The sequence below is a fragment of the Nonomuraea sp. SYSU D8015 genome, assembly GCF_008065375.1.
In the GTDB taxonomy this organism is placed as follows: Bacteria; Actinomycetota; Actinomycetes; order Streptosporangiales; family Streptosporangiaceae; genus Nonomuraea.
This window is the reverse complement of the sequence record NZ_VJYI01000001.1, coordinates 518,615-544,190: the sequence shown is the minus strand read 5'-3', so window position 1 is coordinate 544,190 and position 25,576 is coordinate 518,615. Positions and strand designations below refer to the sequence as shown.

Below are 25,576 nucleotides of genomic sequence, written 5' to 3'. Positions count from 1 at the left end.
GCTCATACATTGGCTCGACTTGTTACAGATCGAGAAGCCGTGTCCACCTGCGGCGCTCCGGCCGCTACAACGTTCATGCAACCCCCATTGGTGCAACTCAGGAAGTAGCGAAAGATATGAGGATCCCTTCCGACACCCGGAGCGCGCGATGACTGAACCCGCAATGGAGACCGTCGACTCCTTCGGCGTCATGGCCGAGCGCCAGTTCGCCGACGTCTGGTCGCGAACGGTCCTGTCGGTCAGGGAGCGGCGGCTGCTCCTGCTCGGCCTGCTCGTCGGCCAGGGCCTCGACGAGCAGACGGACGTCCAGCTCGACGCCGCCCTGCGCGGCGGCGACCTCACGGAGACCGAGCTGCGCGAGGTCGTCGTCTTCCTGTCGCACTACGCGGGCTGGGCGCGGGGGGCGAGGCTGAACGACCAGGTGGAGAACCTGATCGAGCGGGTCAGGCGGGCTCGATCCGGTAGAGCGGACCCCGCAGGCTGAGGGCATAGAGCTCGCCGTCGTGGCCCTCGCCGAACGACGACAGCTGCGCCACCTCGCCGACCTCGGCGGCCTGGTCCAGCTCGTCGACGGGCGCGGCCTTGACCCAGCCGGCGCAGAAGTCCCCGTACAGGAAGTGCCCCCGCAGCCAGGGGATCTTCTCGCCGCGGTAGACGTGCCCGGCGATCACTGAGCAGTTGCCGCCCTCTTTGAGCGGGTAGACGATCACCGGGTCGACCAGCTCGCGGCCCTTCCCGCCGCGGAAGGGCTTGTCGCCCTCGCGCAGGTTCCACCCGTAGTTCTCGCCGCCCTCCGAGCCCGCGGGCTGGTAGTCGACCTCCTCCCACGCGTTCTGCCCGACGTCGCCGATCCACAGGTCGCCGGTCTCGCGGTCGAAGGTGAACCGCCAGGGGTTGCGCAGGCCGTAGGCCCAGATCTCGGGCTTGGCGCCCTCCTTGCCGACGAACGGGTTGTCCTCCGGCACCGCGTACGGCCGCTTGCCGCGCGGGTCGATGCGCAGGATCTTGCCGAGCAGCGTGCCGAGGTCCTGGCCGTTGCCCTGGGGGTCGCCCGCGCTGCCGCCGTCGCCGAGCGCGATGTAGAGGTAGCCGTCGGGGCCGAAGGCGAGCTGGCCGCCGTTGTGGTTGGCGTACGGCTGGTCCTGGGTGAGCACGTCGCGCCGGCCGGTCGCCCTGGAGCCGTCGTAGGCCCACTCGGTGACGTGGGTGTGGCCGCGGGCGTCGGTCCAGTCGAGGTAGACCCACCGGCCGGTCGGATGGAACGCCACGCCCAGCAGGCCCTGCTCGTTGCCGGTGCTCACCTCGCCGGACAGGTCGATCACCGTCTCGCCGTCGTCGGTGCGCAGCCGGCCGGTCTGCTCGGCGATGTAGAGCCGGTCGTCGCCCTTGCGCACGGCGAACGCCACCGGCTGGTCGAAGTCGCCGATCCTCCGGAACCTCAGCTCGCCGCGCTCGGCCGGGGCCGGCTCAGGACTGGCGGTGGTCTCGGTGGGCGGTGGCGAGGTGGCGGTCGTCGTCTCCGCACGGGGAGTGAGCGTCCCGGCGGACGGCGGCGACTCGGGCGGCTGCCAGCCCGTGCAGGCGGTGACGGCCACGAGGACAAGAAGCACAGCCACGACGAGGCGCACGCCGATCATCCTGCCACGAGTACCGATGAGAAATCTGCGAATTGTCCTGCCGGTACCGTCTTGGCCCGGCAGGACGGTGGGCCGGCAGTCTGATGAGCAGGTTTCTCATCGGTAGGGTCGATGCATGCCAACCGCATTGATCACCGGTGCCACCGCCGGTATCGGCGCCGCCTTCGCCCGGCGCCTGGCCGCCGAGGCGTACTCGCTCGTCCTGGTGTCGCGGGACGAGAGCAGGCTCGCCGAGGCCGCCGACCAGCTCAAGCTCAGGTACGGCGTGAGCGTCGAGGTGCTGCCCGCCGACCTCGCGACCGACGACGGGATCGCCAAGGTCGAGTCCAGGATCCGCGACGGGGTCGACCTGCTGGTGAACAACGCCGGATTCGGCCACCCGGGCCGATTCCCCGACGTGCCGGTCGCGGACGAGGTGCGCATGCTCAAGGTGCACTGCGAGGCCGTGCTCAGGCTGACGCTGGCCGCGCTGCCCGGGATGCGCGAGCGTGACCGGGGCGCGATCGTCAACGTGGCTTCCGTGGCGGCGTTCTTCACGCGTGGCACTTACAGCGCGACCAAGGCATGGGTGGTGAACTTCAGCGAGTCGGCCGCGGCCGAGGTCGGCAACCCGCGCATCAAGATCATGGCGTTGTGCCCGGGGTTCGTGCGGACCGAGTTCCACCAGCGGGCCTCCATGGACACCTCCGGCATTCCCGGGTTCCTGTGGCTGAAGGCCGACGACGTGGTGCGGGAGGCGCTTCGCGACCTGGCGCTGGGCAAGCGGGTGTCGGTGCCGGACGTGCGCTACAAGGCCATCGTGGCGCTCGGCAGGCTGGTCCCGCGCAACCTCCAGAGCCTCGTGTCGGGCCGTCTCGGCCGCTGACCCACCGCACCGGATCCGCGCTCAGCCTCCTGTCCGCGACCTCGATCGGCGCTCGCGCGAATGCGCCGAGCGGCGTACGGAGACGCCGCCGACCAGACGCGCCGCCCCAGGGCACCCGGCCCTCGTCGCGCAGGCAGAGGCGCACCCGGCTCCCGACGCGCGGGCAGAGGCGCACCCGGCCCCTCACCGCACCGGTGCCGGTGCCACGTCGGAAGCCCGGTCGGCGGCGGGCACCGGCACCTGTGATGCCACGTCACAGGCGCGCCCGGTGTCGCGTGCCGGCGCAAGCGTGCGCGGTGTCGAGGCGGGCCTCGTCATGGGCACGATCGTCATGAGCACGATCGGCTGCGGAGGCCATGCGATGGGGCGGGATGGCACGGGTGGATCAACCGCCGGCCGCCCTCCGCGGCTGGAATGGAACGGGCCCCCACCGCGGGAGGGGGTCGCGGTGGGGGCCCGGCGGTCGTGAGCGTGGCTCACGACCGGGCACGAGGGGCCTGAGGCCGGATGATCAGCGGTTGGCCTCGTGGCCGATCGCCAGACCGGAGGCCGGGTCGAAGAAGTGCATGTTGTGCGTGTCGACGACCAGGTCGATGCTCTGACCCGGGCGGACGTGGCTGCGGGCGTTGACGCGGGCCGTCCAGAGGGACTTGTCGCCGGTCAGCGGCAGCGTGGCCTCTTCCTCGTCACCCGTGTCGGCGGCGGCGACGGTGTCCTTGTGCTCGACCGGCGGGGCGTCGATGAGGAACAGGACGTTGATCTCGGAGCCCAGCTCCTCGGTGACCTCCGCCTTGACCGGCAGCGTGGCCCAGCCGTTGGCGTGGTTGCCCGCGGAGCTGGCGTCCTCGAAGTCGGACGGGCGGATGCCGAGGATGATCTTCTTGCCGATGTACTGGTCGAGGCCCGGCTTGTCGGTGAAGGTCGAGTCGGGGATCGGCAGCTTGTAGCCGGCGAAGGTGACCGCGGCGCCGCCGTCGCGGACCAGCTCGGCGGTGACGAAGTTCATCGACGGCGAGCCCATGAAGCCCGCCACGAACAGGTTGACCGGCTTGTCGAACAGGTTCTGCGGGGTGTCGACCTGCTGGAGCAGGCCGTCGCGCAGCACGCAGACGCGGTCGCCGAGGGTCATGGCCTCGACCTGGTCGTGGGTGACGTACACGGTGGTGACGCCGAGGCGCTCGTGCAGCGTGTTGAGCGAGGCGCGCATGGAGACACGCAGCTTGGCGTCGAGGTTGGACAGCGGCTCGTCCATGAGGAAGGCCTGCGGCTCACGCACGATGGCGCGGCCCATGGCGACACGCTGCCGCTGACCACCGGACAGGGCGGCCGGCTTGCGCTTGAGGTACTGCTCCAGGCCGAGCATCTTGGCGGCGTCGTTGACGCGCTTCTGGATCTCCGCCTTGGGCATCTTGCGGAGCTTGAGGCCGAAGGCGAGGTTCTCCTCGACCGTCATGTGCGGGTAGAGCGCGTAGTTCTGGAAGACCATCGCGATGTCGCGGTCCTTCGGCGGAAGGTGGTTGACGACCTTCTCGCCGATCGCGATCTCGCCGCCGCTGATGTCCTCCAGACCCGCGATCATCCGGAGCGCGGTCGACTTACCGCAACCGGAGGGACCGACCAGCACCATGAACTCGCCATCCTTGATCTCAAGGTTGAGCCCGTTCACGGCCTTTACGCCACCGGCGTAGACCTTGTCGACGTTCGTCAGAACGATGGATGCCATGACATTCCTTCGCGCTCCAGGGCTGTGGCCCGGACGTTGTTACCGTGTCCCACTCACGTGGATACGTTTTCAAGCATCTCACCAAGAAACGGACAAGTGTGTCAAGGGTTACGGTGTGACCAGCCTTTGTCGCCCGGCCGGGCTTCCCCCGTTTCGGAAACCATGATGGAATCGTTTCCATGGAGAAGCGGGCGACGATCAAGGATGTGGCCGAGGCGGCCGGCGTGGGCGTCGCGACCGTGTCCAGAGTGCTCTCGGGCGGCTCGGCCAGCCCGGAGACCCGGGAGCGCGTCCTGGCCGTCGCGGCGCAGCTCGACTACCGTCCCAGCGCGCTGGGCCGCAACCTGCGCCAGCGCCGCACCGGCGGCATGGGCCTGCTCGTCCCCGACCTGACCGACACCTTCTACGGCCAGCTCGCCGAGGGGGTGCTGGCCTGCGCCCGCTCGGCGGGCGAGCCGGTCGTGCTCGGCTCCACGGGCGACGACCCGGAGCAGGAGTCCGAGCTGATCGGCATGCTGCTGGAGCAGAGCGTGGACCGCCTCATCGCCGTCCCCACGGGCGACTCCGACACCTGGGCCCCGGCGATCCGCGCGGGCATGACCGTGGTCTTCGCCGACCGCCTCCCCTCCCAGGCGGTTCTGGAGGACCCGGGCGCGGCCGCCGTCGGCGACCTCATGCTCCTGGACGGCCTCGCCCCTGCCCCCCGAGCCCGTCCGCTGGACGCGCCGTCCGTGGTGGCCGACGACCGGGCCGGCATCCGTACGGCGGTCCGCTATCTGCGGGGCCTCGGCCACAAGCGCATCGCCTTCCTCGGCGGGCCCGGCCACGACCGGCGGGAGGCGGCCTTCAGGGAGGCGGTGGGGGCGCCCGTGGACGAGGAGCTGGTGGTGTTCGGGACCGGCAGCCGCGACTCCGCCTACGCCGCCGCCTCTGGTCTCTTCCAGAGCCGTCCGGACCTGTCGGCCGTGGTGGCCGGGGGGAACGTGCTCGGGGAGGCGGCCGTGCTGGCGGCAAGGGAGCTGGATCTGCGGGTGCCGCAGGATGTGTCGCTGGTGATGTACGACGACGTGCCGTGGGCCGAGCTGTGCTCCCCGCCGCTGACGGTGATCGCCCAGCCGGGCCGGGACATGGGGTATCGCGCGGCGGAGCTGGTGCTGCGCGCCGGTGGCCGCAGGCCGCGCAGCGTGGTCCTCCCCACGGAATTGATCATCCGCGGCAGCTGCGGCCCCCACCGCTGACCCCACACCCCGACGACCCGCCTCCCACGGACCCCCGCCCGCACCACAGACCCGCCCCGCCGCGCACGCCGCCGATCGGCACCTGTCGCCGCCCGTACTCGCCGGCACCGTGCCCGCCGCGACGCCATCGCTCGGGTTCAGCCTGAGCAGAGGCGGCGAGCAGGGAGAAGGCGGCCCGCCTGCTGCGCCCGCGTTGCGGGTTCTGCCCATCGCCGCTCTCGTGCGATGTCGACCGCGCACCTGCTCGACCCGTTGCGGCGGAGCGCGGAAGCAAGAAGGGCGGGTGTTCAGGGAAGGGGCAGGCCGTGGTCGGCGGTGCCCTCGGCGGGTGGGGCCGTGGCCGTACCCGAATGAACGGGGCCGGGTGGGGCCGTGGGGGAACCGGGACGAAGGGGGCCCGGTTCAGCTGTGTCGAGGCCGAGGATCGCGCCCGCGCCGCGCAGGAGCTCGGCGCGGAGTTCGTCCTCGGGCACGTCCGGCAGGCCTCCGAGCCCCACCGGGTCGGTGACCGCGGCGAACGCCTGCGCGGCCCGGACCCGCGCCCGCCAGTCCGGGTCCGGCCCGGCCAGCAGCTCGACGGCGCTCTCCACGACATCGACCACCCGGGACATGACCTCGGTCGTCTCGTCCCCGTAGACGGAGGCGTCGCGCAGCAGCAGGACCATGGTCGCGCGGTGGGCCAGCATGACGTCCAGGCAGCCGCCGAGCACCTGCCGGCGGGCCTCGCCGTGCGTGGGCGCGGCCGCCGCCGCCCGGACGGCCGCGTCCAACTGCTCGACCGGCGGCCCCACGAGGCTCGCCAGGATCTCGCTCTTGCTGCGGAAGTGGTGGTAGAGGGAGGGCTTGGTGATGCCGACGCGTTCGGCGATGTCCCGCATGGACGCGGCGCGGTAGGTCTGCGTGGTGAACAACTCCCGCGCCGTCGCGATGATCCGCGACCTGGTGTCGCCGGGCTCGTCTCGGCTCAACGCCTTCCCTCCGGTGGTGGCGGCTGTGGGTGGCTCCCCAGCGTAGCAGCCCTACCTACCGGTCGGTCGCTATGCGTGGCCGGCCGCCGACGCCCCGGTGTACCGGCGGGGAAGGATCATGACCGGATTGTCGTCGAGGATCACGTCCGGCGGCCCGAACCGCGCGGCGACCTCGCGGATCTCCGGCTCGTCGAGGATCAGCAGCCGCCCGCGCTCGATGAACAGCTCCCCGTCCACCACGACGGTCGGCCGGTCGACCTGGCAGTCGCAGTGCGCGAAGCCCGGCCCCGTCTTGACCGCCACGCCGTCGGTCAGCCCGTCGATGCCGCAGTAGAAGGCTCCCGCGTGCTTCTCCCGCTCGAACTGTGTCCCGCCGGCCACCCGCACCTTCGGGTTCAGCCCGATCAGGCCGTGCCGCATGTAGTAGCCGCCGGGCGCGTAGCGCCGCAACTGCTCGGCCGCGACCCCGCCCTCGATCTTGCGGACCAGGTTGTCCTCGAGGGTGATGCGCAGCGGCTCCTCGGGCACGCCGGTGACCGTGCTGTCCTCGATGACGAGGACGCCCTCCGTGTTGACCGGCCAGAAGTTGGCGCCCCCGTACGGGAAGGGCCGCCAGTCCCCCGGCCGCATCGCCCCGGGGTCGGGGTCGAACGCCGGCCCCGAGAACGTCACGTCCGTCCCGCGCTCGGACGTCACCCGGATCGACCGGGCCTCGGACAGCTGCCCCAACGTCCGCCGCAGGAGCGCGTAGAAGACGTCGGCGGGCAGGCGTCCGCCGGTCAGCAGCGCTCCGGCGGTGGCGGTCATGTGCAGGGACAGCCACCGCGAGGAGCGCGACTTGATCTGGTCGAAGAAGAGCGGCGCCGTGTGGACCTCGCCCCACCAGGTGCCGCTGATCACGACGTCCGCCTCGCGGAAGGCCGCCGTCTCGATGCCGAGCGGCGCCTCCCTGTCCCATCCTCCGGGACTGAACGGCGGCACCGACAGGATGCGCACGTCGGCGTCCCGGTACGCGGCCGCCGCCGCGATCGCCTGGACGACGACCGGATCAACGGTGTGCTCCATGAGCAGCAGCACCCGCTCACCCGGTTGCAGCCCCACGTATTCGCACAGGTTGCGGACCCCGGGCATCAACTCGACGATCGAGTACGGCGCCGCGGCCGGCTCGGCCACGTAACTGAAGGGCGATCCTGCGTACGGGTTGATCGTCATGTGGGTGCTCCCTGCGGGACGTCAGGCCAACGTGCGCTAGATCGATACCCGAAGGGGGAAAACGCATAACGTGCCCGTCTCATCACTTTCCGTCGATGGTCAGCCCCATGGACCTGGCCGTACCGGCGACGATCTTGACGGCCTGGTCCAGGTCCGCGGTGTTGAGGTCGGCGAGCTTGACCTCCGCCACCTCCCTGAGCTGCGCCATGGTCACCACGCCGGCGCTCTGGTGCCCCGGCCGGGGGCTCCCGCCGTTCAGCCCCGCGACCCTGCGGATGAGGGACGCCGTGGTCGGCTGCTTGACCCGTACGTCGAAGGACCTGTCCTCATAAACCGTGACGACGGCGGGGACGACGTGCCCGCGCAGGTTCGCGCTGAGCGCGTTGTACTGCTTGCAGAACTCCATGAGGTTGATGCCGAGCGGGCCGAGGTCCTTGCCGACGTTCGCCGGGCTCGCCTCCCCGGCGCCGAGGTGCAGCGTGACGGACCTGGTCACCTTGTTCTTAGCCATGCGCGGTACGCTAAAGTCTCCCGTAACTGGAGACTCAAGTGCATTATTCGATCGGGCAGCTGGCCGCGCTCACCGGGTTGCCGGTCAAGACGATCCGCTTCTACTCGGACGAGGGCGTGCTGCCCGCCCCCGACCGCACCCCGGCGGGCTACCGCCGCTACACCGAGCAGCACCGGGCCCACCTGGAGCTGGTGCGCACGCTGCGCGAGATCGGCCTCGACCTGGCGACGATCCGCTCACTCGGGCACCGCAGGCTCAAGGACGTCCTGGCCCTGCACCTGAAGGTGGTCGAGACGCAGATCGGCGCGCTCCAGCGGACCCGGGCCGTCCTGCGCGCCACCCTCGACAAGGACGACCCGGCCGAGGAAGACCTGCGCCGGCTGCACGCGCTCGGCCGCGTGGGCGCAGCCGAGATGGCCGGCCTGCTCGACACGTTCATCGACGGGGTGGGCGGGGACGTCCCGGCCCGGCGCGAGTGGCTGGCGGGCATGCGGGAGTGCATGCTGCCCGACCTGCCGGAAGAGCCCACGACCGCGCAGCTCGACGCCTGGCTGGAGCTCGCCGACCTGCTGGCCGACGACGACTTCCAGGCGAGCCTGCGCAGGATGAGCGAGGACTACTGGGCTCGGCCGCGCGACCACGACGCCTGGCGGAAGACCACCGCCGCGATGGTCGAGGAGCTGAGGGCCGCCCTCGCAGCCGGCATCGCCCCCGGCTCTCCGGAGGCCGCTCCTGTCGTCGAACGCGTCCTGAAGCTGACGGGACAGACCGGGGAGGAGATGCTGCGCGGGTTCGACGAGCACGACCGGCGGGCCGAGCGGTTCTGGGAGCTCGTGGCGATCGTCCGCGGAACGGAGTCCGCTTCGGCGGCCCACGCGGCTCCGTACCAGTGGCTCGAACAGGCGCTGCGAGCTCGGTCCTGATGGCGTGATATACCCGGTCGGGTGGATCTTCGCCATCATCGGACGCGGGCATGAGCGGGGAGACCGATCTCGGCCGGTTGCTGGCCGGGCTTGATCCGGTCCTGCACGAAGGCGTGTACGTCTTCGTCACGCTGCCCGATCGGACTCCGCCCGCGGGGGTGGACCCGGTGCTCGTCTTCCAGGAAGCCGAGGGCTCGACGCTCGTCCTCTCGCGCGATCAGGCCGACCGGGCCGGATTGCCCGGTGTGTTCCCGAGCGCGTGGATCACGTTGCGCGTTCACTCGTCGCTGGAGGCGGTGGGCATGATGGCCGCCATCGCGGGGGCCCTCGCGGAGGCGGGCATCAGCTGCAACGCGGTCTCGGCCTACTACCACGACCACCTCTTCGTCCCGCACGAGCGGGCGGAGGAGGCGGTCCGCCTGCTCAGGGGGCTGGGCGCGGGGCCATGAAGGGCCTCCAGAGGGTCGCCTCGACGTGCAACGTCTCACCGGTGACGAGCCAGGCCCCGTCCGAGCACAGCCACACCACGGCGTCGGCGACCTGCTGCGCACCGGCCCGCGGCGCGGCGGCCACGGCGTTGATCCGGACACCGGAGCCGGCCGCCTCCAGCGCGGCCGCGCGCGTCAGCTCGATCACCGCACATCCCGGGCCGGCGACGTTGACGATGCGGCCGCCGCCGGCCCGCCGCATCGCCGCGATCTCGTACGTCATCGCCGCGGACGCCTCGGCGACGTTGACCGCGGCGTCGAGCCGGCCGAACGCGCCGAGCGTCTGCTCGACCAGCCGCCGCACCGACACCGGGTCGGTGACGTCCGCGCGAACGGCGACCGCCTGGCCTCCGGCCGAGCCGAGCTCCTCGGCCAGTGCCGCGAGTGAGGGGCCGTCGCGGGCGGCGAGGACGACGCAGGCGCCGGCCCGGGTCAGCGCGCACGACACCGCGGCGTCGGCGCCGATGACGAGGACGGTGCGACCGCTCAACGGCGCGTGCTCCATGACGACCTCACCTTCGCGGGTTCGCGCCCACACGTTGCCGCTAGGACGCTAGGCGCGCCGCCGCTCCGGCCGCATCGGCGAAGTCGCCGGTCTTCGGGGATTCCCACGGGTGCCGGCTCTCTCTATGCTCGGCGTGTGCTGGGGAGAGAAGCTCGGCACGTGCTGGGGAGAGACCGCGAGACCGAGCTGCTCACGTCGTTGCTGCGGCACGCCGCCGAGGGGCGCGGTGGCGGGGTCGTCCTGCACGGCGAGCCCGGGATCGGCAAGACCGCCCTGCTGTCGTACGCCGAGGAGCGCGCCGCCGGCTTCCGGGTGCTTCGCGCGATCGGCGTCGAGCAGGAGGCCGACCTCGCCTACGCGACGTTGCACCAGCTCCTGTTCCCGGTGCTCGATTCGGCGGGCCGGCTGCCGGGGCCGCAGGCGCAGGCCCTGCACGTCCTGTTCGGACGCGCGCACGGAGCGCCGCCCGACCCGTTCCTGGTGGCGCTGTCGACCCTGTCGCTGCTGTCCCTGCTGGCCGGCGAGCAGCCGGTGCTGTGCGTCGTCGACGACGCGCACTGGGCGGACCAGCCGACGCTGAAGACCCTGGCCTTCGTCGCCCGCCGGCTGGACAACGAGCCCATCGCGCTGGCGCTGGCCGCGCGTGCCGACGAGGGCCACGACACCCGGCTGCCCCAGCTGCGCCGCGTCCCGCTCATGGGCCTCGACGCGGAGGCGGCCAACGCGCTGCTCGGCGAGCGGGGTCTCACCGACGGCGAGCGGAATCGGCTGCTGGCCGTCACCGGCGGGAACCCGCTGGCCCTGCTCGAACTCGCCGGACGGGAGCTGCCGCCGGCCGGAACGCAGGAGCCGCCGGCCATGACGGACGAGCTGCGGCAGTCGTTCCTGGCCAGGATCCGGGCGCGGCACGCCGACGCGCTGCCGCTGCTCCAGCTGATCGCCGCCGACGGCTCGGGCAGCGTCGAGACGGTCGAGAAGGCGGCGGCGTCCCTGCGGATCGCCACCGATCCGCTCCACCGCGCCGACCTCGACGAGCTGCTCACGTACGACGGGGCGCGGCTGGTGTTCCGGCACCCGCTGATCCGGTCCGCGATCTACCACAGCGCCACGGTGAACCGGCGCGCCGCGATCCATCGCGCTCTCGCCTCCGCCTTCGACACGCCGGACGAGCAGCACCGCCGCGCCTGGCACCTCGGGCAGGCCGCCGCCGGCCCCGACGAGGAGGCCGCCGGGCAGCTGGAGCGCTCGGCCCAGCAGGCGGCCCTGCGCGGCGGCCCTGCCGCTGCCATGGCCGCGCTGTCCCGGGCCGCCGAGCTCACCGCGGACGGCGCGCGGCGGGGACGGCGGCTGTGGACGGCCGCGCTCGCCGCGCTCGAAGGCGGGTTCACACCCTCGGCCGTGGAGCTCCTCGACCGGGCCGGACGCGAGCCCCACCTGGAGGAGGCGGACCGGATCGCGCTGGCGGCGATCCGGGCCACCGTGGACCAGTTCGCGGGCTCGCCCGAGGACGCGATGGACCTCATCAAGCCGTGGATCCCGCGCGCGCTGAGGCTCGACCGGCGCCTCTTCACGCCGACCGTGGCGATGTACGCCGACCTCGGCTTCCGTACCAACCGGGCGTGGGCCTGGTCCGACCTCGCCGCCTGGCTCGGCGAGATCACGCTGTCACCGGACGCTCCGGAGGACGCGGTGCTACGGCTGCTGCACCGCACCTGCCGGGCGCGCACCGGCCTGGACCCTGCCCGCAGCCCGGAGCAGCCGGCCCGAGACGACCGAGACCCGGCGCAGGCGGCCTGGGGCAACCGGGACCCGGCGCACGTGGCCCGGGGCGACCGGGACCCGGCGCAGGCGGACCGGGGCGACCGCGCCCTGGAGCAGGTGGCCCGGGACGGTGCCGCGGTCGAGGCGCTCGCCGATCCGGTCACGATGACCCTGGCCGGTGCGATCGCCCGCGAGCTGGGCGACCACGAGCTGAGCCGGCGCCTGTGCCGCGGCGCCGGCCGGCTGGCGCGCGCCAGGGGATCGCTCGGGGCGCTCGCGTGGAATCTCGAGTACCAGGCCGCCGACGAGCTCGCCCGCGGCAGGTACGGGCTCGCCGAGGCCCACGCCGAGGAGGCCTGCCAGTTCGCCGCCGAGGCCGGTCAGCCGAACACGGCCTGCCGCAACCGGGGACTGCTGGCCTTGTCCGCGGCGCTCCGGGGCCGCCCGGAGGCCGGCGAGCTGGCCGCCGGAGTGCTGGCCGAGGCGAGCGGACGCAAGCTGGCCGACGCGATGTCCTACGCCAGGCGGGCGCTCGGGCTCATCGAGCTGGTCGCGGGCAGGCACCACGAGGCCATACGGCATTTCGACTCGGTCGGCGACTGGAAGTCCGACCCGCCGCCCGACCTGGCGATGGGCGTCGTCCCCGACCTGGTGGAGGCCCTGGTACGGGCCGGCGAGCACGACCGGGCCGCCGAGGCGGCGGCCCGCTACGCCCGCTGGAGCGAGCGCAGCGCCGCACCGGAGCCGGCCGCCCTCGCGGCCCGCTGCCGGGCGCTGGTCAGCGGCGACGGCGACGCCGCCGACGCACACTACGCGGAGAGCCTGCGCCTGCACGCCAGGTCCGACTCGCCGCTGGAGCACGCCCGCACCGGACTGCTGCTCGGCGAGCACCTGCGGCGGGAACGGCGGCGTTCCGAGGCGCGGCAGCACCTGCGCGGCGCGGCGGACGACTTCCGCCGCATCGGCGCGCTCGCCTGGGCCGATCGCGCCCTGGGCGAGCTGCGGGCCACCGGGGAGTCCACGCGCGCCCCCGCCACCGTGGAGCCGGCGCCCGGTCCCGAGGCGGGCACGTTGAGCACGCTCACCCCGCAGGAGCTGCGCATCACGCTGGCCGTCGCCGAGGGGCTGACCAACCGGGAGATCGCCGCGCAGCTGTTCCTCAGCCCGCGCACCGTGGACTACCACCTGCGCAAGGTCTTCCAGAAGGCCGGCATCACCTCGCGCGCCGAGCTCATGCGACTGGTGCTCGCCGAACGACCGGCGTGAGGACCGGCGACTTCACTGATCCGCGGCCGCGGCCGCCTTCCTAGCGTGGGCGACATCACATCCGTCGGCGTGAGGAGCCCAGCAATGTCGTCCCACGAGGCACGTACCGGCAAGATCCGCATGGTCGGCCGCTTCCTCTGGCACTACGTCGAGATGGTCATCGCGATGAGCCTCGGGATGCTGCTGCTCGGCATGCTGTGGAACGCGGTCCTGCCGGAGATCACCCGGATCGACGTCGACACCCTGATCATGGCCGCCGACATGACCGTCGGCATGGCCCTCTGGATGCGCGTCCGCCGCCACGGCTGGCCGGGCATCGCCGAGATGAGCCTGGCGATGTTCGTGCCGTTCCTCGTCCTGCTCGTCCCGTACTGGTTCGGTGTGCTGCCGGGCGACATGGTGATGTCGATCGGGCACGTGCTCATGTTCGTCGCGATGGCGCTGGCCATGCTGAAGCGGCGCGACGAGTACACCCGCCACCAGCACCGGCTCCGCATCCGGATTCCGTCGAAGTGGCTCTGGCGGGGCGCCGTCGTGCTGATCGCGCTGCTGCCCGCCGGCGCGGTGTCCGCGGTGAACACGATCGGCAAGTTCGGCGACCTGTACGGTGCGCGCCCGGACGCGGTGACCGCCGGACCGGCGTCGGCGCGCCTGGCCGCCGGTCACGACCCGGCCAAGCCCACGGTGGCCTTCCTGGCCGCCACCGATGGCACCAACGTGGCCGACCTGCTCGGCCCGTACGAGGTGCTGGCCGGGACCGGCCGCATGAACACCTACGTCGTCTCCCCCGGCCGGCGCCTCGTCCCCCTGACCGGCGGCCTGGACCTCGTGCCGGACCTGACCTTCGACGAGCTGGCCCGCCTGCTCGGCGAGCGGCGCGACACCCTCGACGCCGTGGTGGTCCCGGCGCTGAACAAGCCGAAGCCCGCCGAGCTCGACTCGATCACCGCGTGGCTGCGGCAGCAGTCGGCCGCCGGCGCGCTGACCGTGAGCGTCTGCAACGGGGCCCGCACGCTCGCCGCGAGCGGCCTGCTGGACGGCCGGCCCGCGACCTCCCACTGGTGGCGGATGAACGGGCTGCGCGCCGACTTCGGCAACGTCGACTGGACGAGCGGCCGGCGCTACGTCGACGACGGCAACGTGATCACCGCCGCCGGCGTGCTGTCCGGTATCGACGGCGCCCTCCGCATCATCGAGCGGCTGCTCGACACCGGCACCGCCCGCGAGGCGGCGCAGCGGGTGCACTGGCGCCACTACTCCCCCGGCGCCGCCGCCCTGATCCCCACCTCCGCCCTGGAGCCGGCGGACGTGGTGGTCGCGCTCAACGCCTCCTACCACCCCGGCCCGTCGACCATCGGCGTGCGGCTCACCGACGGCATCGGCGAGCTGGAGCTGGCCTCCGCGTTCGTCTCCTACACCGAGCACGCCATGGTCGGCCGCACCATCGCGATCGGCGACGGCGCGATCCGCTCCCGCCACGGCCTGACGTTCGTCCCCCGCTCCACGCTCGCGGCGGCCGCCGGCGACCTGGACCGCCTCCTGGTCCCCGGTGTGGACGCCGCCCGCCGTCAGGCGGGCGGCACCGGTCCGGCCGCCGGCGGCCCCCGGCCCGAGTACCTCCACACCACCGGGGAGTTCCCCTTCGACCCGGTGCTGCGCGACATCGCCCGCACCTACGACCTGCAGACCGCCCGCTGGACCGCGAAGACCCTGGAGTACCCGACGACCGACCTGGGACTGACCGGCAGCACCTGGCCGTGGCCCGCGACCGTCATCCCCGTGGCACTCACCCTCCTTGGCGCCGCAGCCGCCATCACCACCGGCCGGCTCTTCCGCCGAATCCGCCGCGCCGGCCCCCAAGCAACCGACGAGGGTCCGGAGGAACTCGCCACACTGACCGAGCCGAGCCCCGCCGAACTGGCACAAAGCCGCTCATGACGAGTTCCGCTACGCTCAAAACCTGATATTTCCTCCTCGCCCTGGCCGCCCGCCGTTTCCCCCGGCGGCCAGGGCGGGGCCGCTCCGGCAGAGAGGTCAAGCGCGGCTCTCACCGCAGGGCCTCGGCACCGCCGTGACCATGTCGATGTCGTGAGCCGAGATAGGGATCCGCGCTCACAGCCTCCGCTTGACTGAGAGCGCGCGTCGGGATGACGTGCTGTGGAGAAACGTCCTTGGCGCTCCTTCTCATAGTCTGTCGCCGGCGAAACGGAGCGCCTGTGTTCCGCGTCGGCTCATCGCCTCGTCGGAGAAGGCGACGCCTCTGCCGGACACAGGCACTCTGCCACGGTTCACGACGACCGGGATGAGGCCGCGTGATCGGCACTCGCCCGTTCGACGCGCATCTGCGAGCGCTTCACGGGACTAGCCATTGGACGTCAGCGCATCCGTCGTGAAGTCCGGAATCTGGTCTCCGTCCTGGTTTTTGGACTGGAACTGGTCCTGGTCCTGGTCTTGGTCCTGATCCTGACGCGCGGCCTGGTCCTGGTTCTGACGGTTGTTGTTGTGGAGCCAGATGTGGACCTTCTGCCTGTGGCGGTGGCTCTCGTGGTGGAAGTGGTGCTGGACGTGAGGCTTGACGACGGGGCGTTGGACGGGCGCTTTGACGGGGGCTTTGACGGGCTGTGGCGGTACGCCTCCGGCGACGTAGGTGGTGATGGGTGTGGCATTGGCGGTCGAGGAGGTGGCCAGCGCCACGGCGGCGCCGGTCATAGCGGTGCCGACTGCGAGAGCCGCGGTAGCAGTCTTGAACTTGGGCATTGAATTTCCCCCCAAAGGTTCGGTTGCCCCTGTTCTCAATATTCCCCGGACTGGTTGGAAAATATCGCCGAATGGCGCCTAATACGCCATCCGTGCGTTTTGTTTCCAGGATGGGTGTCGGGCAAACAGGGCTTTCATGGTGTTTGCCTGACTCTAACGCTTCCGTGGCCCTACTTAAGCATTCACGAAATGAAACGAAATGAGGTGATTTGCCGCGTGTCAAAGACCGGAGCATCACCTTGAAGGACCGCCCACCCACGGCCTCGACGGGCCGCCCGGCCACACCGTTCATTGCGCAGCCGACTCGACCAGAAAGCGCAAATTCGGGCTGACGCGGTCGCACGTCTCTTTTGCCCCAGTGGTTCCACAAATGTCCGATAACAGCCAAATCGCTATCAGCACAACAGAGAGTTCTTCACACACTGCGTCGAGATCGTTTACACCACCGAGAGGGCTACGCGCGGTTCCAGCGCGCCGCGTGAGGTGTCGAGTTGGCCGGGTGTCATACGCCCCGGAATGGCTTCCTCCTCCAGGGCGGAAGCCTTCGACCGTAGCTCATTCCCGTGACCGCGTACGTCGGAGGCTCCCCGAGAGCGGCTCGATGGAAGCACCACATGAAGAACCCCAAGACCTGATGAGCCGAGGGCCGGGGGCTCGGGGGCCGGCAGGTCCCCGAATCGGGGGTGTGGGGGCATGCCCCGGGGAGGCGCTGTCTGGAGCCAAAGGCGCTCAGCGCCCCCCAAAGCGGAAGGCCATGCTTTTGGCTAGAGGAGCTTTTCGATGGCCGACGTGATCGACGGGTCGTCCGGCGTAATGCCGGGGCGGAAACGGGCCACCGTCCTCCCCTCTGCGTCGATCAGGAATTTCTCGAAGTTCCACCGGACGTCGCCGGCCTCGCCCGCCTCGTCGGCGGTCTGCGTCAGCTCGGCGTACAGCGGGTGGCGGCCGGGGCCGTTGACGTCGGTCTTCTCCAGCAGGGGGAAGTCGACGCCGTACGTCGTCGAGCAGAACTCCCGGATCTCCTCCGCCGAACCGGGCTCCTGGCCGGCGAACTGGTTGCAGGGCACGCCGATCACCGTGAAACCACGCGGGCCGTACCGCTCCTGCAGCTCGACCAGGCCCCCGTACTGCGGCGTCAGCCCGCAGCGGGAGGCGACGTTCACGATCAGGGCGGGCTTGCCGAGGGTCAGCTCGCCCAGGGTCGTGGGGGTGTCCGTGAGGGTGCGCACAGGGATGTCGCTGAGGCTCATGGTCCGACCCTACAGAACCCCGCCGGGCACTCCAGGCGCCAAAATGTGACTTAAACCTCATTTATCCGACAAAACTGCTGAACAACCAAATATTGGGATCTTTGCCAAGAGGCTACCTTTTCATGGTCAATTCGCGATGAAAGGTGCCTATCGGGCAGGGTGGCGCGGTCCATGTCCCCCTTCGAAAGGGAACCCGCATGCCCATGCTCCGCCGTACCGGCGTCCTGGTCCTGACCGCCACCCTGGTGACGGCAGGCGGCGCCGCGGCCGCACAGGCGCAGAGCTCCCAGACGAGCACGAGCAGCAAGAACAAGTCGATCGCCAAAGCCCTGGTGGCGGCGCGCGGCTGGAACAAGGCACAGTTCAGGTGCCTGGAGAAGCTCTGGCACCGAGAGAGCGGATGGAACCACCGCGCGGGCAACCGCTTCTCCGGCGCCTACGGCATCCCGCAGGCGCTCCCCGCCCGCAAGATGGCCTCAGCCGGCAGTGACTGGCGCACCAACCCCCGCACCCAGATCAAGTGGGGCCTCAAATACATCAAGCAGCGCTACGGCACGCCGTGTCGCGCATGGGCTCACTTCCAATCCCACCGTTGGTACTGAGCCAAACCCCAGGCTTGCCCGCGTTTTCCGGCAAGGGCCCGTCATATGAGCGGCGGGCCGGGCAATCCCGATCCAGCGGGCGAGCCTTTTATCCGCAACGATCACACAAACACCTGTCCTTCGCGTGTCGAGATGTATGACCCACGGTGACTGTGCGTAATAGGAATCGTGCTAAAGGACACGTCGCGGAGCCCTCCGGGCCGCCCGGCACGATCGGGCGGAGCAGGATCCCGGGGGGCCGGGCGGACCCACCTCGTCCGAGCCACGGACGCGGACCGGCAGCGCGCAGGCAGCCCGACGAAGGCTGTGCGCCAGTCCGCACGCGACCCGACAGCAAGGATCGCCTTGGACAGCAAACGCGCAATCAGCGGCACTATCATCTCCATCACCGCGTTCACCGGCGTCGCGACGACCGCCTGGGCGGATTCAGGGCCCCAGGTGAAGACCCGGATCTGGACGACGTCGGCACAGCCGGAGATCCCGGCCGTCCGGCCGGAGAACAGGAACAAGAAGATCGCACTGGACCACGTCGTCCAGCGGTCCTGGAATCTCAAGGAATTCCGCTGCCTGGACAACCTGTGGACCAGGGAGAGCAATTGGAACCATCGCGCGCTCAACCGCTCGTCGGGCGCGTACGGCATCCCGCAGGCGCTGCCCGCCGGGAAGATGCGCGGCGCGGGCCGCGACTGGAAGCACAACCCGGAGACGCAGATCCGGTGGGGCCTGGCCTACATCAAGGGCAGGTACGGCAGGCCGTGCGGAGCCTGGGGCCACTGGAGATCGCACAACTGGTATTGATCACCGGGTGCCCTCCCTGCGGGACGCGTGCGCCACGGCGGCCTGGATCAGCAGTTCGAGCCCGAACTCGAACTCGGCCTCGTGGTCGCACTCGTCCAGCAGCGGCGCCAGCGAGCTCACCTCGGGGAACAACGCGGGATCGACGCCCTCGGCCTCGATCGTCCTGGGGTGGACGGGTGCGAATGAGGGCGTGACGCCGACCTCCCGCAGCAGCGAGCCCACGATGTACGCGATGAACATCCGCAGCATCCTGACCGCGTCCGCCCCGTCGAACCCGGCGCTGCGCAACGTGGCCAGCGCCCGCTCGACGGGCAGCAGGCCGGCCGTGGAGTGGAGCTGGCGGCTCACCACCAGCATGGTCGAACGCGGGTAGTGGTGGGCGATCTGCCGGAAGGCCCGCGCCTGCATCCGCACCCGGTCGGTCCAGTGGGCGCCGGGCTCGTCGGTGAACTCGATCTCGCTGAGCACCGCCTCCGCCACGCCGTCGAGCAGGGCGTCCTTGCTGGGCACATGGTTGTAGAGGGACATCACGCCGACGCCCAGCTCGGCCGCGATGCGCCGCATGGAGACCGCGTCGGCGCCCTCGCGCTCGATGAGGTCGATGGCCGCGGCGACGATCCGGCCTCGCGACAGTGGCTCCGTGGGCATAGCTCATTCTATTGACATACGTACACCGTACGTGCAGTCTCAAGGCGTGGACGTACGGTGTACGTAACCCCCGGAGGTCAGATGTCGACCCACGATCTCTACACCATCCCCGCCGGCCTCTCCACCTGGGACGTCGAAATGGCCGGCGCCAGCCGGTTCACCTGGGAGTACGACGACGGCAGAGATCGCATGCTGGCCCTCTACCAGAAGGGCAAGGACAAACAGTGGGACTCCGCCAAGCGCATCGACTGGGATCTCGAGGTCGATCCGTACAACGTGTTGGGGATCCCCGACCAGACGATCGCCATCTACGGGACCCCTCTCTGGGAGCGGATGAGCGAGAAGACCCGCCAGGACGTGCGGCTGCACGGCGCGGCCTGGCAGTTCTCCCAGTTCCTGCATGGTGAGCAGGGCGCGATGATCTGCTCGGCCAAGATCGTGGAGTCGGTCCCCGACCTGGACTCGAAGTTCTACGCGGCCACGCAGACGATGGACGAGGCCCGCCACGCCGAGACGTACGCCCGTTTCCTGCAGGAGAAGGTGGGCCTGGCGTACCCGATCAACGAGCACCTCAAGGCGCTGCTGGACAGCACGCTGACCGACTCGCGGTGGGACATGCCGTACCTCGGCATGCAGGTCCTCATCGAAGGGCTGGCGCTGGCGGCGTTCGGGGTGATGCGCGACATCACGACCAAGCCGCTGCCCAAGCAGATCCTCGCCTATGTGATGCAGGACGAGGCCAGGCACGTCGCGTTCGGCCGGATGGCGCTGCGCGACTACTACCGCGACCTGCCGGAGGCGGAGCTGCGCGAGCGCGAGGACTTCGTCATCGAGGGCTGCTACCTCATGCGCGACCGGCTGCGCGGCCGGGAGACCTGGGAGAACCTCGGCCTGTCGAAGTCCGACGTCGAGGAGGCCATGGAGGCCACGGAGCACTCGGAGTACCTGCGGCTGTTCCGTTCACTGCTGTTCAGCAGGATCGTGCCCTGCGTCAAGGACATCGGGCTGTGGAGCCCGCGGCTGCAGCAGGCGTACGCGGACATGGGCGTGCTGGAGATGGCCGGCCAGTCTCTGGAGGCGCTCATGAAGCAGGACGAGGAGATCGCCGACAAGCTCGACGCGGAGCGCTTCGCGCAGGAGGAGGCCGAGCGGCACGCCGAGGTGGCCGAGACGATCGCCCTCGGCGCGACCGACTGACGCGACGCCGTCGCGCTGCTCGACGGCACGACCACGCTTTCGGCCCTGCTCGACAAGGGCTCGTCCATGATGCTGCTCGGGCTGGGCTCGCCCGGCCTGTTCGACGCCCGCGCCGAGGCGGTGCGCATGGGCGACAAGCTGATCCGCGCCCTGCGGGACAAGATCAAGGGCTTGAGCAGGTACGACCGGACGCAGCGGCTGGCTGCGGCGCACGCGGTCATCGTGTTCAGCGCGTACCTGGAGGTGCTCGGCGAGGCGGACGTACTGCCCGAGCTGACCCCGAGGACCAGCGGCGGCTGACCGGGCTGGAGACGAGCCGGCTCGTGGACGACGAGTCGTGGCGCAGGATCGCCCGGCTGTGGCATTCGCAGCTGAGCGGGGCCGAGTGGGCGGCGCTCATCCGGACCCTCCGGGTGCGCCATTTCGTGCGCGACGGGGTCAGGGAGCTCGACGTGGGGCTGGATCGCGGCGAGGATTTCGACCTCAGGGACCCGGTGCTGCCCCCGTGGCCCGACAGGTTCGGCGTCAGGCGCCCCGATCCGCTGACGGTGCCGGCCGACTGCGTGGTCGCGTCGTGGGTGCGGGAGATCTACTTCCGCGACGACACGCTGCTGGCCGACCTCTTCCACTGCCTGCTCACCGAGGCGGCGGACTTCATCTACCGGGAGGACGCGGACGTCCCGGTCGTCCACCTGCTGGAGGTCATGCAACGCCGGACGGGCCGCGATCGGTGGGCGCTGCGCCGGATCCTGCGGGGAGACGATCAGCTGTGGCAGCGGCGGTGCAGCTCGCGGATCTGCTCGGCCAGCTCCGGCACCGGGCCCTCCACGACCACGCCGGGCGCCACGTCGTTGATGGGAAGGGTGCGGACCGGCGGCGGGGGCACGCCGAGCTCGGACAGCCAGGCGGCGAGCTGCTGCGACGACGCGGCGTACACGATCCGTCCCAGCCCCACCCAGGCGTGGGCGGCCGCGCACATCGGGCAGTGCTCACCGGAGGTGTAGACGGTGGCCGCGGCCCGCTCCTCCGGCGTCAGATGCGCCGCGGACCAGCGAGCCAGCGCGAACTCCGGATGCCGCGTGCGGTCGCCGGCGGCCACGCGGTTGTGGTCCTCGGCCAGGACGGCGCCGTCGCCGGAGACGAGAACGGAGCCGAACGGCTCGTCACCTGCCTCCAGAGCGCGCGTGGCGAGCTCCACGCAGCGGCGCAGGTGGGCGAGGTCGGTTTCGTCGATCATCAGGTAACGGTCCTCCAAAAGTGGATGATTCCTCGCGTTTTCCCATGTCACGCACGGTAAACGCACCCTGGCGACACAGAAAATGGGTTGATCCACCGTATTAGCCTAGAAGGGATGCCTCCCGATACGCGTACATCTCGTCGTCCCCTGCTCTCCTCCAACTCCCTGTGGCGGATGAAGTCCTACCTCCGCCCGTACGTCGCCAGACTCGTCTTCATCTGGCTGACCGCGCTCGTCGGCATCGCCGTCGGCATCGCCTTCCCCCTCATCAGCAAGGAGGTCATCGACGGCCCCGTGCTCCGCGGGGACTCCGGCGCGCTGCTCCCGCTCGGGCTGCTCGCGATCGGCGTCGGCGTGGTCGAGGCCCTGCTGATCCTGCTCAGGCGGTGGGCCCAGGTCAAACCGGTGCTCGGTCTGGAGACGGCCATCCGCGACGACCTCTACGAGCACCTGCAGCGCCTGCCCATGGGCTTCCATGGCGAGTGGCAGTCGGGCCAGCTGTTATCCCGCGCCACGACGGATCTGTCCACGATCCGGCGTTTCCTCGGCTTCGGCATGCTGTTCCTGGTCATGAACATCCTGCAGCTGATCACGGTGACCGTGCTGCTGCTGAACATGTACTGGCCGCTCGGGCTGCTGGTGCTGGCCTCGTCCGTGCCGATCGTGTGGATGTCGCTGCGCTTCGAGAAGCGCTACATCAAGATCTCCCGCCAAGTGCAGGACGAGCAGGGTGACCTCGCCACGCTCGTCGAGGAGTCCGCGATCGGCATCCGCACGATCAAGGCCTTCGGCCGCCGCCACCACGTCTACGACCGCTACGACGACGCCGCGCTCAAGGTGTACGGCACGTCGATGGACAAGGCGCGCCTGTCGGCGAAGTTCTTCGCCTTCCTCGATGTGATCCCCAACGTCACCCTGGCCCTGGTGCTGCTGCTCGGCGCGCTGGCCGTCGGCTCGGGCGGGCTGACGCTGGGCGCGCTGGTCGCGTTCACCACGCTGATGCTGCAGCTCGTGTGGCCGATCGCGAGCCTGGGCTACATCCTGGCCATGGCCCAGGAGGCCATGACCTCCGCCGACCGGCTCATGGAGGTCATGGACACGGTCCCGTCCATCGAGGGCGGCACGGGCACCATCGACGATCCGCGCGGCCACCTGCGTTTCGAGGGCGTCGGGTTCCGCTTCCCCGGCGCCGACCGGCCGGTGCTGCGCGACGTGTGGCTGGACGTGCGGCCCGGCGAGACCGTGGCCGTCGTGGGCGCGACCGGCGCGGGCAAGACCACCCTGACCGCGCTGGTGCCCCGGCTGATCGACCCCACCGAGGGCCGCGTCACGATCGACGGGCACGACGTGCGCGATCTGAAGCTCACGACGCTCCGGTCGGTGGTGGCCACGGCGTTCGAGGAGCCGACGCTGTTCTCGATGAGCGTGCGCGAGAACCTCACGCTCGGCCGGCACGACGCCACGGACGAGGAGCTGGCCGACGCCATCCAGACCGCGCAGGCCATGTTCGTGTACGACCTGCCGTGGGGGCTCGACACCCGCATCGGCGAGCAGGGCCTGTCCCTGTCCGGCGGCCAGCGTCAGCGCCTCGCCCTGGCCAGGGCGGTGCTCAGCAAGCCGCGGATCCTCGTGCTCGACGACACGCTGTCCGCGCTCGACGTGGAGACCGAGGCGCTGGTGGAGGAGGCGCTGCGGCACGTGCTGCGCGACGCCACCGGCATCGTGGTCGCCCACCGCGCCTCCACCGTGCTGCTGGCCGACAAGGTCGCGCTGCTGCGCGACGGCACGATCACACACGTCGGGCAGCATCATCAGCTGCTGGCCGAGGTGCCCGAATACCGGGAGCTGCTGGCCCAGGACGCCGACTTCGACGACGCCGCGGAAGGAGCGCTGCGATGACGACGACCACGACGGCCTCCTGGCGCGGCGTGGCCTCCGAGGAGCAGGACGAGCTGCCGGAGAAGGTCTCCGTCCTGTTGCGGGAGCGCTCCCGCCGGCTGCTGGGCGACCTGCTGCGGCCGTACCGGAAGAAGATCGCGCTGCTCATCACGATCATCGTGGTGTCGAGCGCGGCCGGGCTCTCGATCCCTTACCTGGTCAAGGTCGGCATCGACGAGGGCATCCCGCCGATCACGCGCGGGTCCGGCCCGGGGGTCCTGCTGACGGTGGTCGGGGTGATCCTGGTCGCGGCCGCCACGCAGGCGCTGACCCGGCAGGCGTTCCTGCGGATGTCCGGGACGATCGGCCAGAGCGTGCTGCTGGAGCTGCGCAGGAGGGTGTTCGACCACTTCCAGCGCCTGTCGCTGAGCTTCCACGAGCAGTACACCTCCGGCCGCGTCATCTCGCGGCTGACCTCCGACATCGAGTCCATCGCCGAGTTGCTGCAGTCGGGGTTCGACGCGCTGGTCAGGGCCGTGCTGACCATGGTCGGCACAGCCGTGCTGCTGCTGGTCCTCGACCTGCACCTGGGTCTGATGGCGATCGTCCCGCTGCCGCTGCTGCTGCTGTTCACCCGCTGGTTCCGGCGCCAGTCGACCCTCGTCTACCGGCGCACGCGGGAGTCGGTGGCGCTGCTGATCGTGCACTTCGTGGAGTCGATGACCGGCATCCGCGCGGTGCAGGCCTTCCGCAGGGAGCCGCGCAACCAGGAGATCTTCCAGCAGCTCAACGACGACTACCGGAGCGCGAACGCGGGCGGCATGCGCCTCGGCGCGACGTTCATGACCGGCATCAAGCTGATCGGCAACCTGACGGTCGGCGGGGTGCTCCTCTACGGCGGGTGGCTGGCGCTGCGGGGCGAGGTCAGCGTCGGCGTGCTGGGCGCGTTCCTGCTGTACCTGCGGCAGTTCTACGAACCGATGCAGGAGATCAGCCAGTTCTACAACACGCTGCAGTCCGCGAGCGCGGGCCTGGAGAAGCTGTCCGGCGTGCTGGAGGAGGAGCCGTCGGTGCCCGAGCCCCGCAAGCCTCAGCCGCTGCCGCAGGGCCGGGCCCGCGGCAGGGTGCGCTTCGAGAACGTCAGGTTCGCCTACGTCGAGGAGATGCCGATCCTGCCGGGGCTCGACCTGACCATCCCGGCCGGGCAGAGCGTGGCGCTGGTCGGGGCCACGGGCGCGGGCAAGACGACGCTGGCCAAGCTGATCTCCCGCTTCTACGACCCCACCGAGGGCCGGGTGCTGCTCGACGGCGTCGACCTGCGCTCGCTGGACGAGCCGACGCTGCGCCAGGCCGTGGTCATGGTGACGCAGGAGAACTTCCTGTTCAGCGGCACGGTCGCGGACAACATCAGGTTCGGCCGGCCGGGCGCGAGCGACCGGCAGGTGCGTGAGGCGGCCAAGGCGATCGGCGCGCACGACTTCATCGCCGGCCTGCCCGACGGCTACGACACCGAGGTCGGCAAGCGCGGCGGCCGCATGTCCGCCGGTCAGCGCCAGCTGGTCGCCTTCGCCCGGGCGTTCCTCGCCGATCCCGCGGTGCTGATCCTGGACGAGGCGACCTCCAGCCTGGACGTGCCGAGCGAGCGCCTGGTGCAGCGCGCGCTGCGGACCATCCTGGCCGACCGCACGGCGCTCATCATCGCGCACCGGCTGTCGACCGTGGAGATCGCCGACCGCGTGCTCGTCATGGACCGCGGGCAGATCGTCGAGGACGGGCCGCCGGACCGGCTCATCGCCGCCTCGGGCCGCTTCGCCGGCCTGCACCAGGCCTGGCTGGACAGCTTGAGCAGCTAGTGATGCGGGCGCGCGGCGGAGGCGAGGTTCGCCCACAGCTGGTAGGCGACGAACACCGCCACCGGCACCCCGAGCGCCTCCGGCAGCCGCCCGGACAGGGATCTCCGCTCAGCGGGCACCCCTGTCCGGGGGCGGCGGCAGGTACGGCTCAGGCTCGGGCGGGCACGAGGACCACCCCGGCCTCGGGTTGCCGTTCGCCCCGAGTGTCCGCCCGCCCGTTCAGGCGGGCACGACGGGTGTCATGACACTTCGCGCTATG

General features: G+C 70.8%; 23 protein-coding genes and 1 pseudogene. 13 read left to right on the top strand and 11 right to left on the bottom strand.

What is annotated here, in order from left to right; genetic code table 11:
* Nucleotides 1–148 precede the first annotated feature (148 nt).
* Entirely contained in the window at nucleotides 149–484 is a 336-nt protein-coding gene (locus ID574_RS04375; protein ID WP_188187431.1) for a carboxymuconolactone decarboxylase family protein, read from the top strand.
* On the opposite strand, the gene ID574_RS04370 is transcribed toward ID574_RS04375, so the two are convergent.
* The gene (locus ID574_RS04370; protein WP_188187430.1) at nucleotides 444–1,637 is read right to left on the bottom strand and encodes a PQQ-dependent sugar dehydrogenase; all 1,194 of its coding nucleotides are present in this window, start codon (nucleotides 1,635–1,637) and stop codon (nucleotides 444–446) included. The genes ID574_RS04375 and ID574_RS04370 overlap by 41 nt on opposite strands.
* Nucleotides 1,638–1,752: 115 nt before the next feature.
* On the opposite strand from ID574_RS04370, the gene ID574_RS04365 reads away from it, so the two are divergent.
* Nucleotides 1,753–2,502, top strand: a complete 750-nt coding sequence (locus tag ID574_RS04365) for an SDR family NAD(P)-dependent oxidoreductase (protein ID WP_188187429.1) — start codon at nucleotides 1,753–1,755, stop codon at nucleotides 2,500–2,502.
* Between the two features lie 511 nt (nucleotides 2,503–3,013).
* Here the strand turns inward: ID574_RS04365 and ID574_RS04360 are convergent.
* Nucleotides 3,014–4,225: an ABC transporter ATP-binding protein gene (locus tag ID574_RS04360; RefSeq protein WP_188187428.1), complete on the bottom strand. Its 1,212-nt coding sequence runs from the start codon at nucleotides 4,223–4,225 to the stop codon at nucleotides 3,014–3,016.
* A gap of 179 nt (nucleotides 4,226–4,404) precedes the next feature.
* On the opposite strand from ID574_RS04360, the gene ID574_RS04355 reads away from it, so the two are divergent.
* On the top strand, nucleotides 4,405–5,463 hold the full coding sequence (locus tag ID574_RS04355) for a LacI family DNA-binding transcriptional regulator (protein ID WP_188187427.1): 1,059 nt from the start codon (nucleotides 4,405–4,407) through the stop codon (nucleotides 5,461–5,463).
* A 287-nt stretch (nucleotides 5,464–5,750) separates the two neighbouring features.
* Here the strand turns inward: ID574_RS04355 and ID574_RS04350 are convergent, their stop codons facing one another.
* The 3 genes from ID574_RS04350 to rplK all read right to left on the bottom strand — a co-directional run bounded on the left by ID574_RS04350 (nucleotide 5,751) and on the right by rplK (nucleotide 8,154).
* Entirely contained in the window at nucleotides 5,751–6,431 is a 681-nt protein-coding gene (locus ID574_RS04350; RefSeq protein ID WP_188187426.1) for a TetR/AcrR family transcriptional regulator, read from the bottom strand.
* Between the two features lie 69 nt (nucleotides 6,432–6,500).
* Entirely contained in the window at nucleotides 6,501–7,643 is a 1,143-nt protein-coding gene (locus tag ID574_RS04345) for a 2,5-dihydroxypyridine 5,6-dioxygenase NicX family protein (protein ID WP_188187425.1), read from the bottom strand.
* A gap of 82 nt (nucleotides 7,644–7,725) precedes the next feature.
* Nucleotides 7,726–8,154 carry a 50S ribosomal protein L11 gene (gene rplK / locus ID574_RS04340; RefSeq protein ID WP_188187424.1) on the bottom strand — a complete coding sequence of 143 codons (429 nt, stop codon included), beginning with the start codon at nucleotides 8,152–8,154 and terminating at the stop codon, nucleotides 7,726–7,728.
* A gap of 38 nt (nucleotides 8,155–8,192) precedes the next feature.
* On the opposite strand from rplK, the gene ID574_RS04335 reads away from it, so the two are divergent.
* The gene (locus ID574_RS04335; RefSeq protein ID WP_188187423.1) at nucleotides 8,193–9,077 is read left to right on the top strand and encodes a MerR family transcriptional regulator; all 885 of its coding nucleotides are present in this window, start codon (nucleotides 8,193–8,195) and stop codon (nucleotides 9,075–9,077) included.
* A 50-nt stretch (nucleotides 9,078–9,127) separates the two neighbouring features.
* On the top strand, nucleotides 9,128–9,526 hold the full coding sequence (locus ID574_RS04330; protein ID WP_188187422.1) for an ACT domain-containing protein: 399 nt from the start codon (nucleotides 9,128–9,130) through the stop codon (nucleotides 9,524–9,526).
* Here ID574_RS04330 and ID574_RS04325 read toward each other — a convergent pair.
* On the bottom strand, nucleotides 9,501–10,070 hold the full coding sequence (locus ID574_RS04325) for an SDR family NAD(P)-dependent oxidoreductase (protein ID WP_188187421.1): 570 nt from the start codon (nucleotides 10,068–10,070) through the stop codon (nucleotides 9,501–9,503). The two genes, ID574_RS04330 and ID574_RS04325, sit on opposite strands and share 26 nt — an antisense overlap.
* 159 nt (nucleotides 10,071–10,229) lie before the next feature.
* On the opposite strand from ID574_RS04325, the gene ID574_RS04320 reads away from it, so the two are divergent.
* Complete coding sequence (locus ID574_RS04320; RefSeq protein ID WP_188187420.1) at nucleotides 10,230–13,097, top strand: helix-turn-helix transcriptional regulator; 2,868 nt, start codon at nucleotides 10,230–10,232, stop codon at nucleotides 13,095–13,097.
* 84 nt (nucleotides 13,098–13,181) lie between these two features.
* Nucleotides 13,182–15,035 (top strand): DJ-1/PfpI family protein, encoded by a 1,854-nt coding sequence (locus tag ID574_RS04315; protein WP_188187419.1) that lies wholly within the window; start codon nucleotides 13,182–13,184, stop codon nucleotides 15,033–15,035.
* Between the two features lie 423 nt (nucleotides 15,036–15,458).
* On the opposite strand, the gene ID574_RS04310 is transcribed toward ID574_RS04315, so the two are convergent.
* Nucleotides 15,459–15,854, bottom strand: coding sequence for a hypothetical protein (locus ID574_RS04310; RefSeq protein ID WP_188187418.1), 396 nt, complete (start codon nucleotides 15,852–15,854; stop codon nucleotides 15,459–15,461).
* Nucleotides 15,855–16,618: 764 nt separating this feature from the next.
* The gene (locus ID574_RS04305; protein ID WP_188187417.1) at nucleotides 16,619–17,104 is read right to left on the bottom strand and encodes a glutathione peroxidase; all 486 of its coding nucleotides are present in this window, start codon (nucleotides 17,102–17,104) and stop codon (nucleotides 16,619–16,621) included.
* Between the two features lie 197 nt (nucleotides 17,105–17,301).
* Between ID574_RS04305 and ID574_RS04300 the strand changes: the two genes are divergently transcribed.
* Both ID574_RS04300 and ID574_RS59440 read left to right on the top strand, forming a co-directional pair.
* Entirely contained in the window at nucleotides 17,302–17,706 is a 405-nt protein-coding gene (locus ID574_RS04300) for an aggregation-promoting factor C-terminal-like domain-containing protein (protein ID WP_336245485.1), read from the top strand.
* Between the two features lie 345 nt (nucleotides 17,707–18,051).
* Nucleotides 18,052–18,504, top strand: coding sequence for an aggregation-promoting factor C-terminal-like domain-containing protein (locus tag ID574_RS59440; protein WP_223166354.1), 453 nt, complete (start codon nucleotides 18,052–18,054; stop codon nucleotides 18,502–18,504).
* Here ID574_RS59440 and ID574_RS04290 read toward each other — a convergent pair whose 3' ends face one another.
* The gene (locus ID574_RS04290) at nucleotides 18,505–19,152 is read right to left on the bottom strand and encodes a TetR/AcrR family transcriptional regulator (RefSeq protein WP_188187416.1); all 648 of its coding nucleotides are present in this window, start codon (nucleotides 19,150–19,152) and stop codon (nucleotides 18,505–18,507) included.
* Between the two features lie 81 nt (nucleotides 19,153–19,233).
* Between ID574_RS04290 and ID574_RS04285 the strand changes: the two genes are divergently transcribed.
* Together ID574_RS04285 and ID574_RS04280 are read left to right on the top strand one after the other, a co-directional pair.
* Complete coding sequence (locus ID574_RS04285; RefSeq protein ID WP_188187415.1) at nucleotides 19,234–20,349, top strand: ferritin-like domain-containing protein; 1,116 nt, start codon at nucleotides 19,234–19,236, stop codon at nucleotides 20,347–20,349.
* Nucleotides 20,350–20,361: 12 nt separating this feature from the next.
* A pseudogene (locus ID574_RS04280) lies at nucleotides 20,362–20,649 on the top strand (NACHT N-terminal helical domain 7-containing protein); the annotation flags it as partial.
* A 463-nt stretch (nucleotides 20,650–21,112) separates the two neighbouring features.
* Here ID574_RS04280 and ID574_RS04275 read toward each other — a convergent pair.
* The gene (locus ID574_RS04275; protein WP_188187413.1) at nucleotides 21,113–21,586 is read right to left on the bottom strand and encodes a nucleoside deaminase; all 474 of its coding nucleotides are present in this window, start codon (nucleotides 21,584–21,586) and stop codon (nucleotides 21,113–21,115) included.
* A gap of 114 nt (nucleotides 21,587–21,700) precedes the next feature.
* On the opposite strand from ID574_RS04275, the gene ID574_RS04270 reads away from it, so the two are divergent.
* Complete coding sequence (locus ID574_RS04270) at nucleotides 21,701–23,485, top strand: ABC transporter ATP-binding protein (protein WP_188187412.1); 1,785 nt, start codon at nucleotides 21,701–21,703, stop codon at nucleotides 23,483–23,485.
* On the top strand, nucleotides 23,482–25,317 hold the full coding sequence (locus tag ID574_RS04265) for an ABC transporter ATP-binding protein (RefSeq protein ID WP_188187411.1): 1,836 nt from the start codon (nucleotides 23,482–23,484) through the stop codon (nucleotides 25,315–25,317). Before ID574_RS04270 ends, ID574_RS04265 begins: the two co-directional genes overlap by 4 nt.
* Here the strand turns inward: ID574_RS04265 and ID574_RS61465 are convergent.
* A complete protein-coding gene (locus tag ID574_RS61465; protein WP_262495937.1) occupies nucleotides 25,314–25,436 on the bottom strand; it encodes a hypothetical protein in 123 nt (40 codons plus the stop codon). The genes ID574_RS04265 and ID574_RS61465 overlap by 4 nt on opposite strands.
* Between the last annotated feature and the right edge of the window lie 140 nt (nucleotides 25,437–25,576).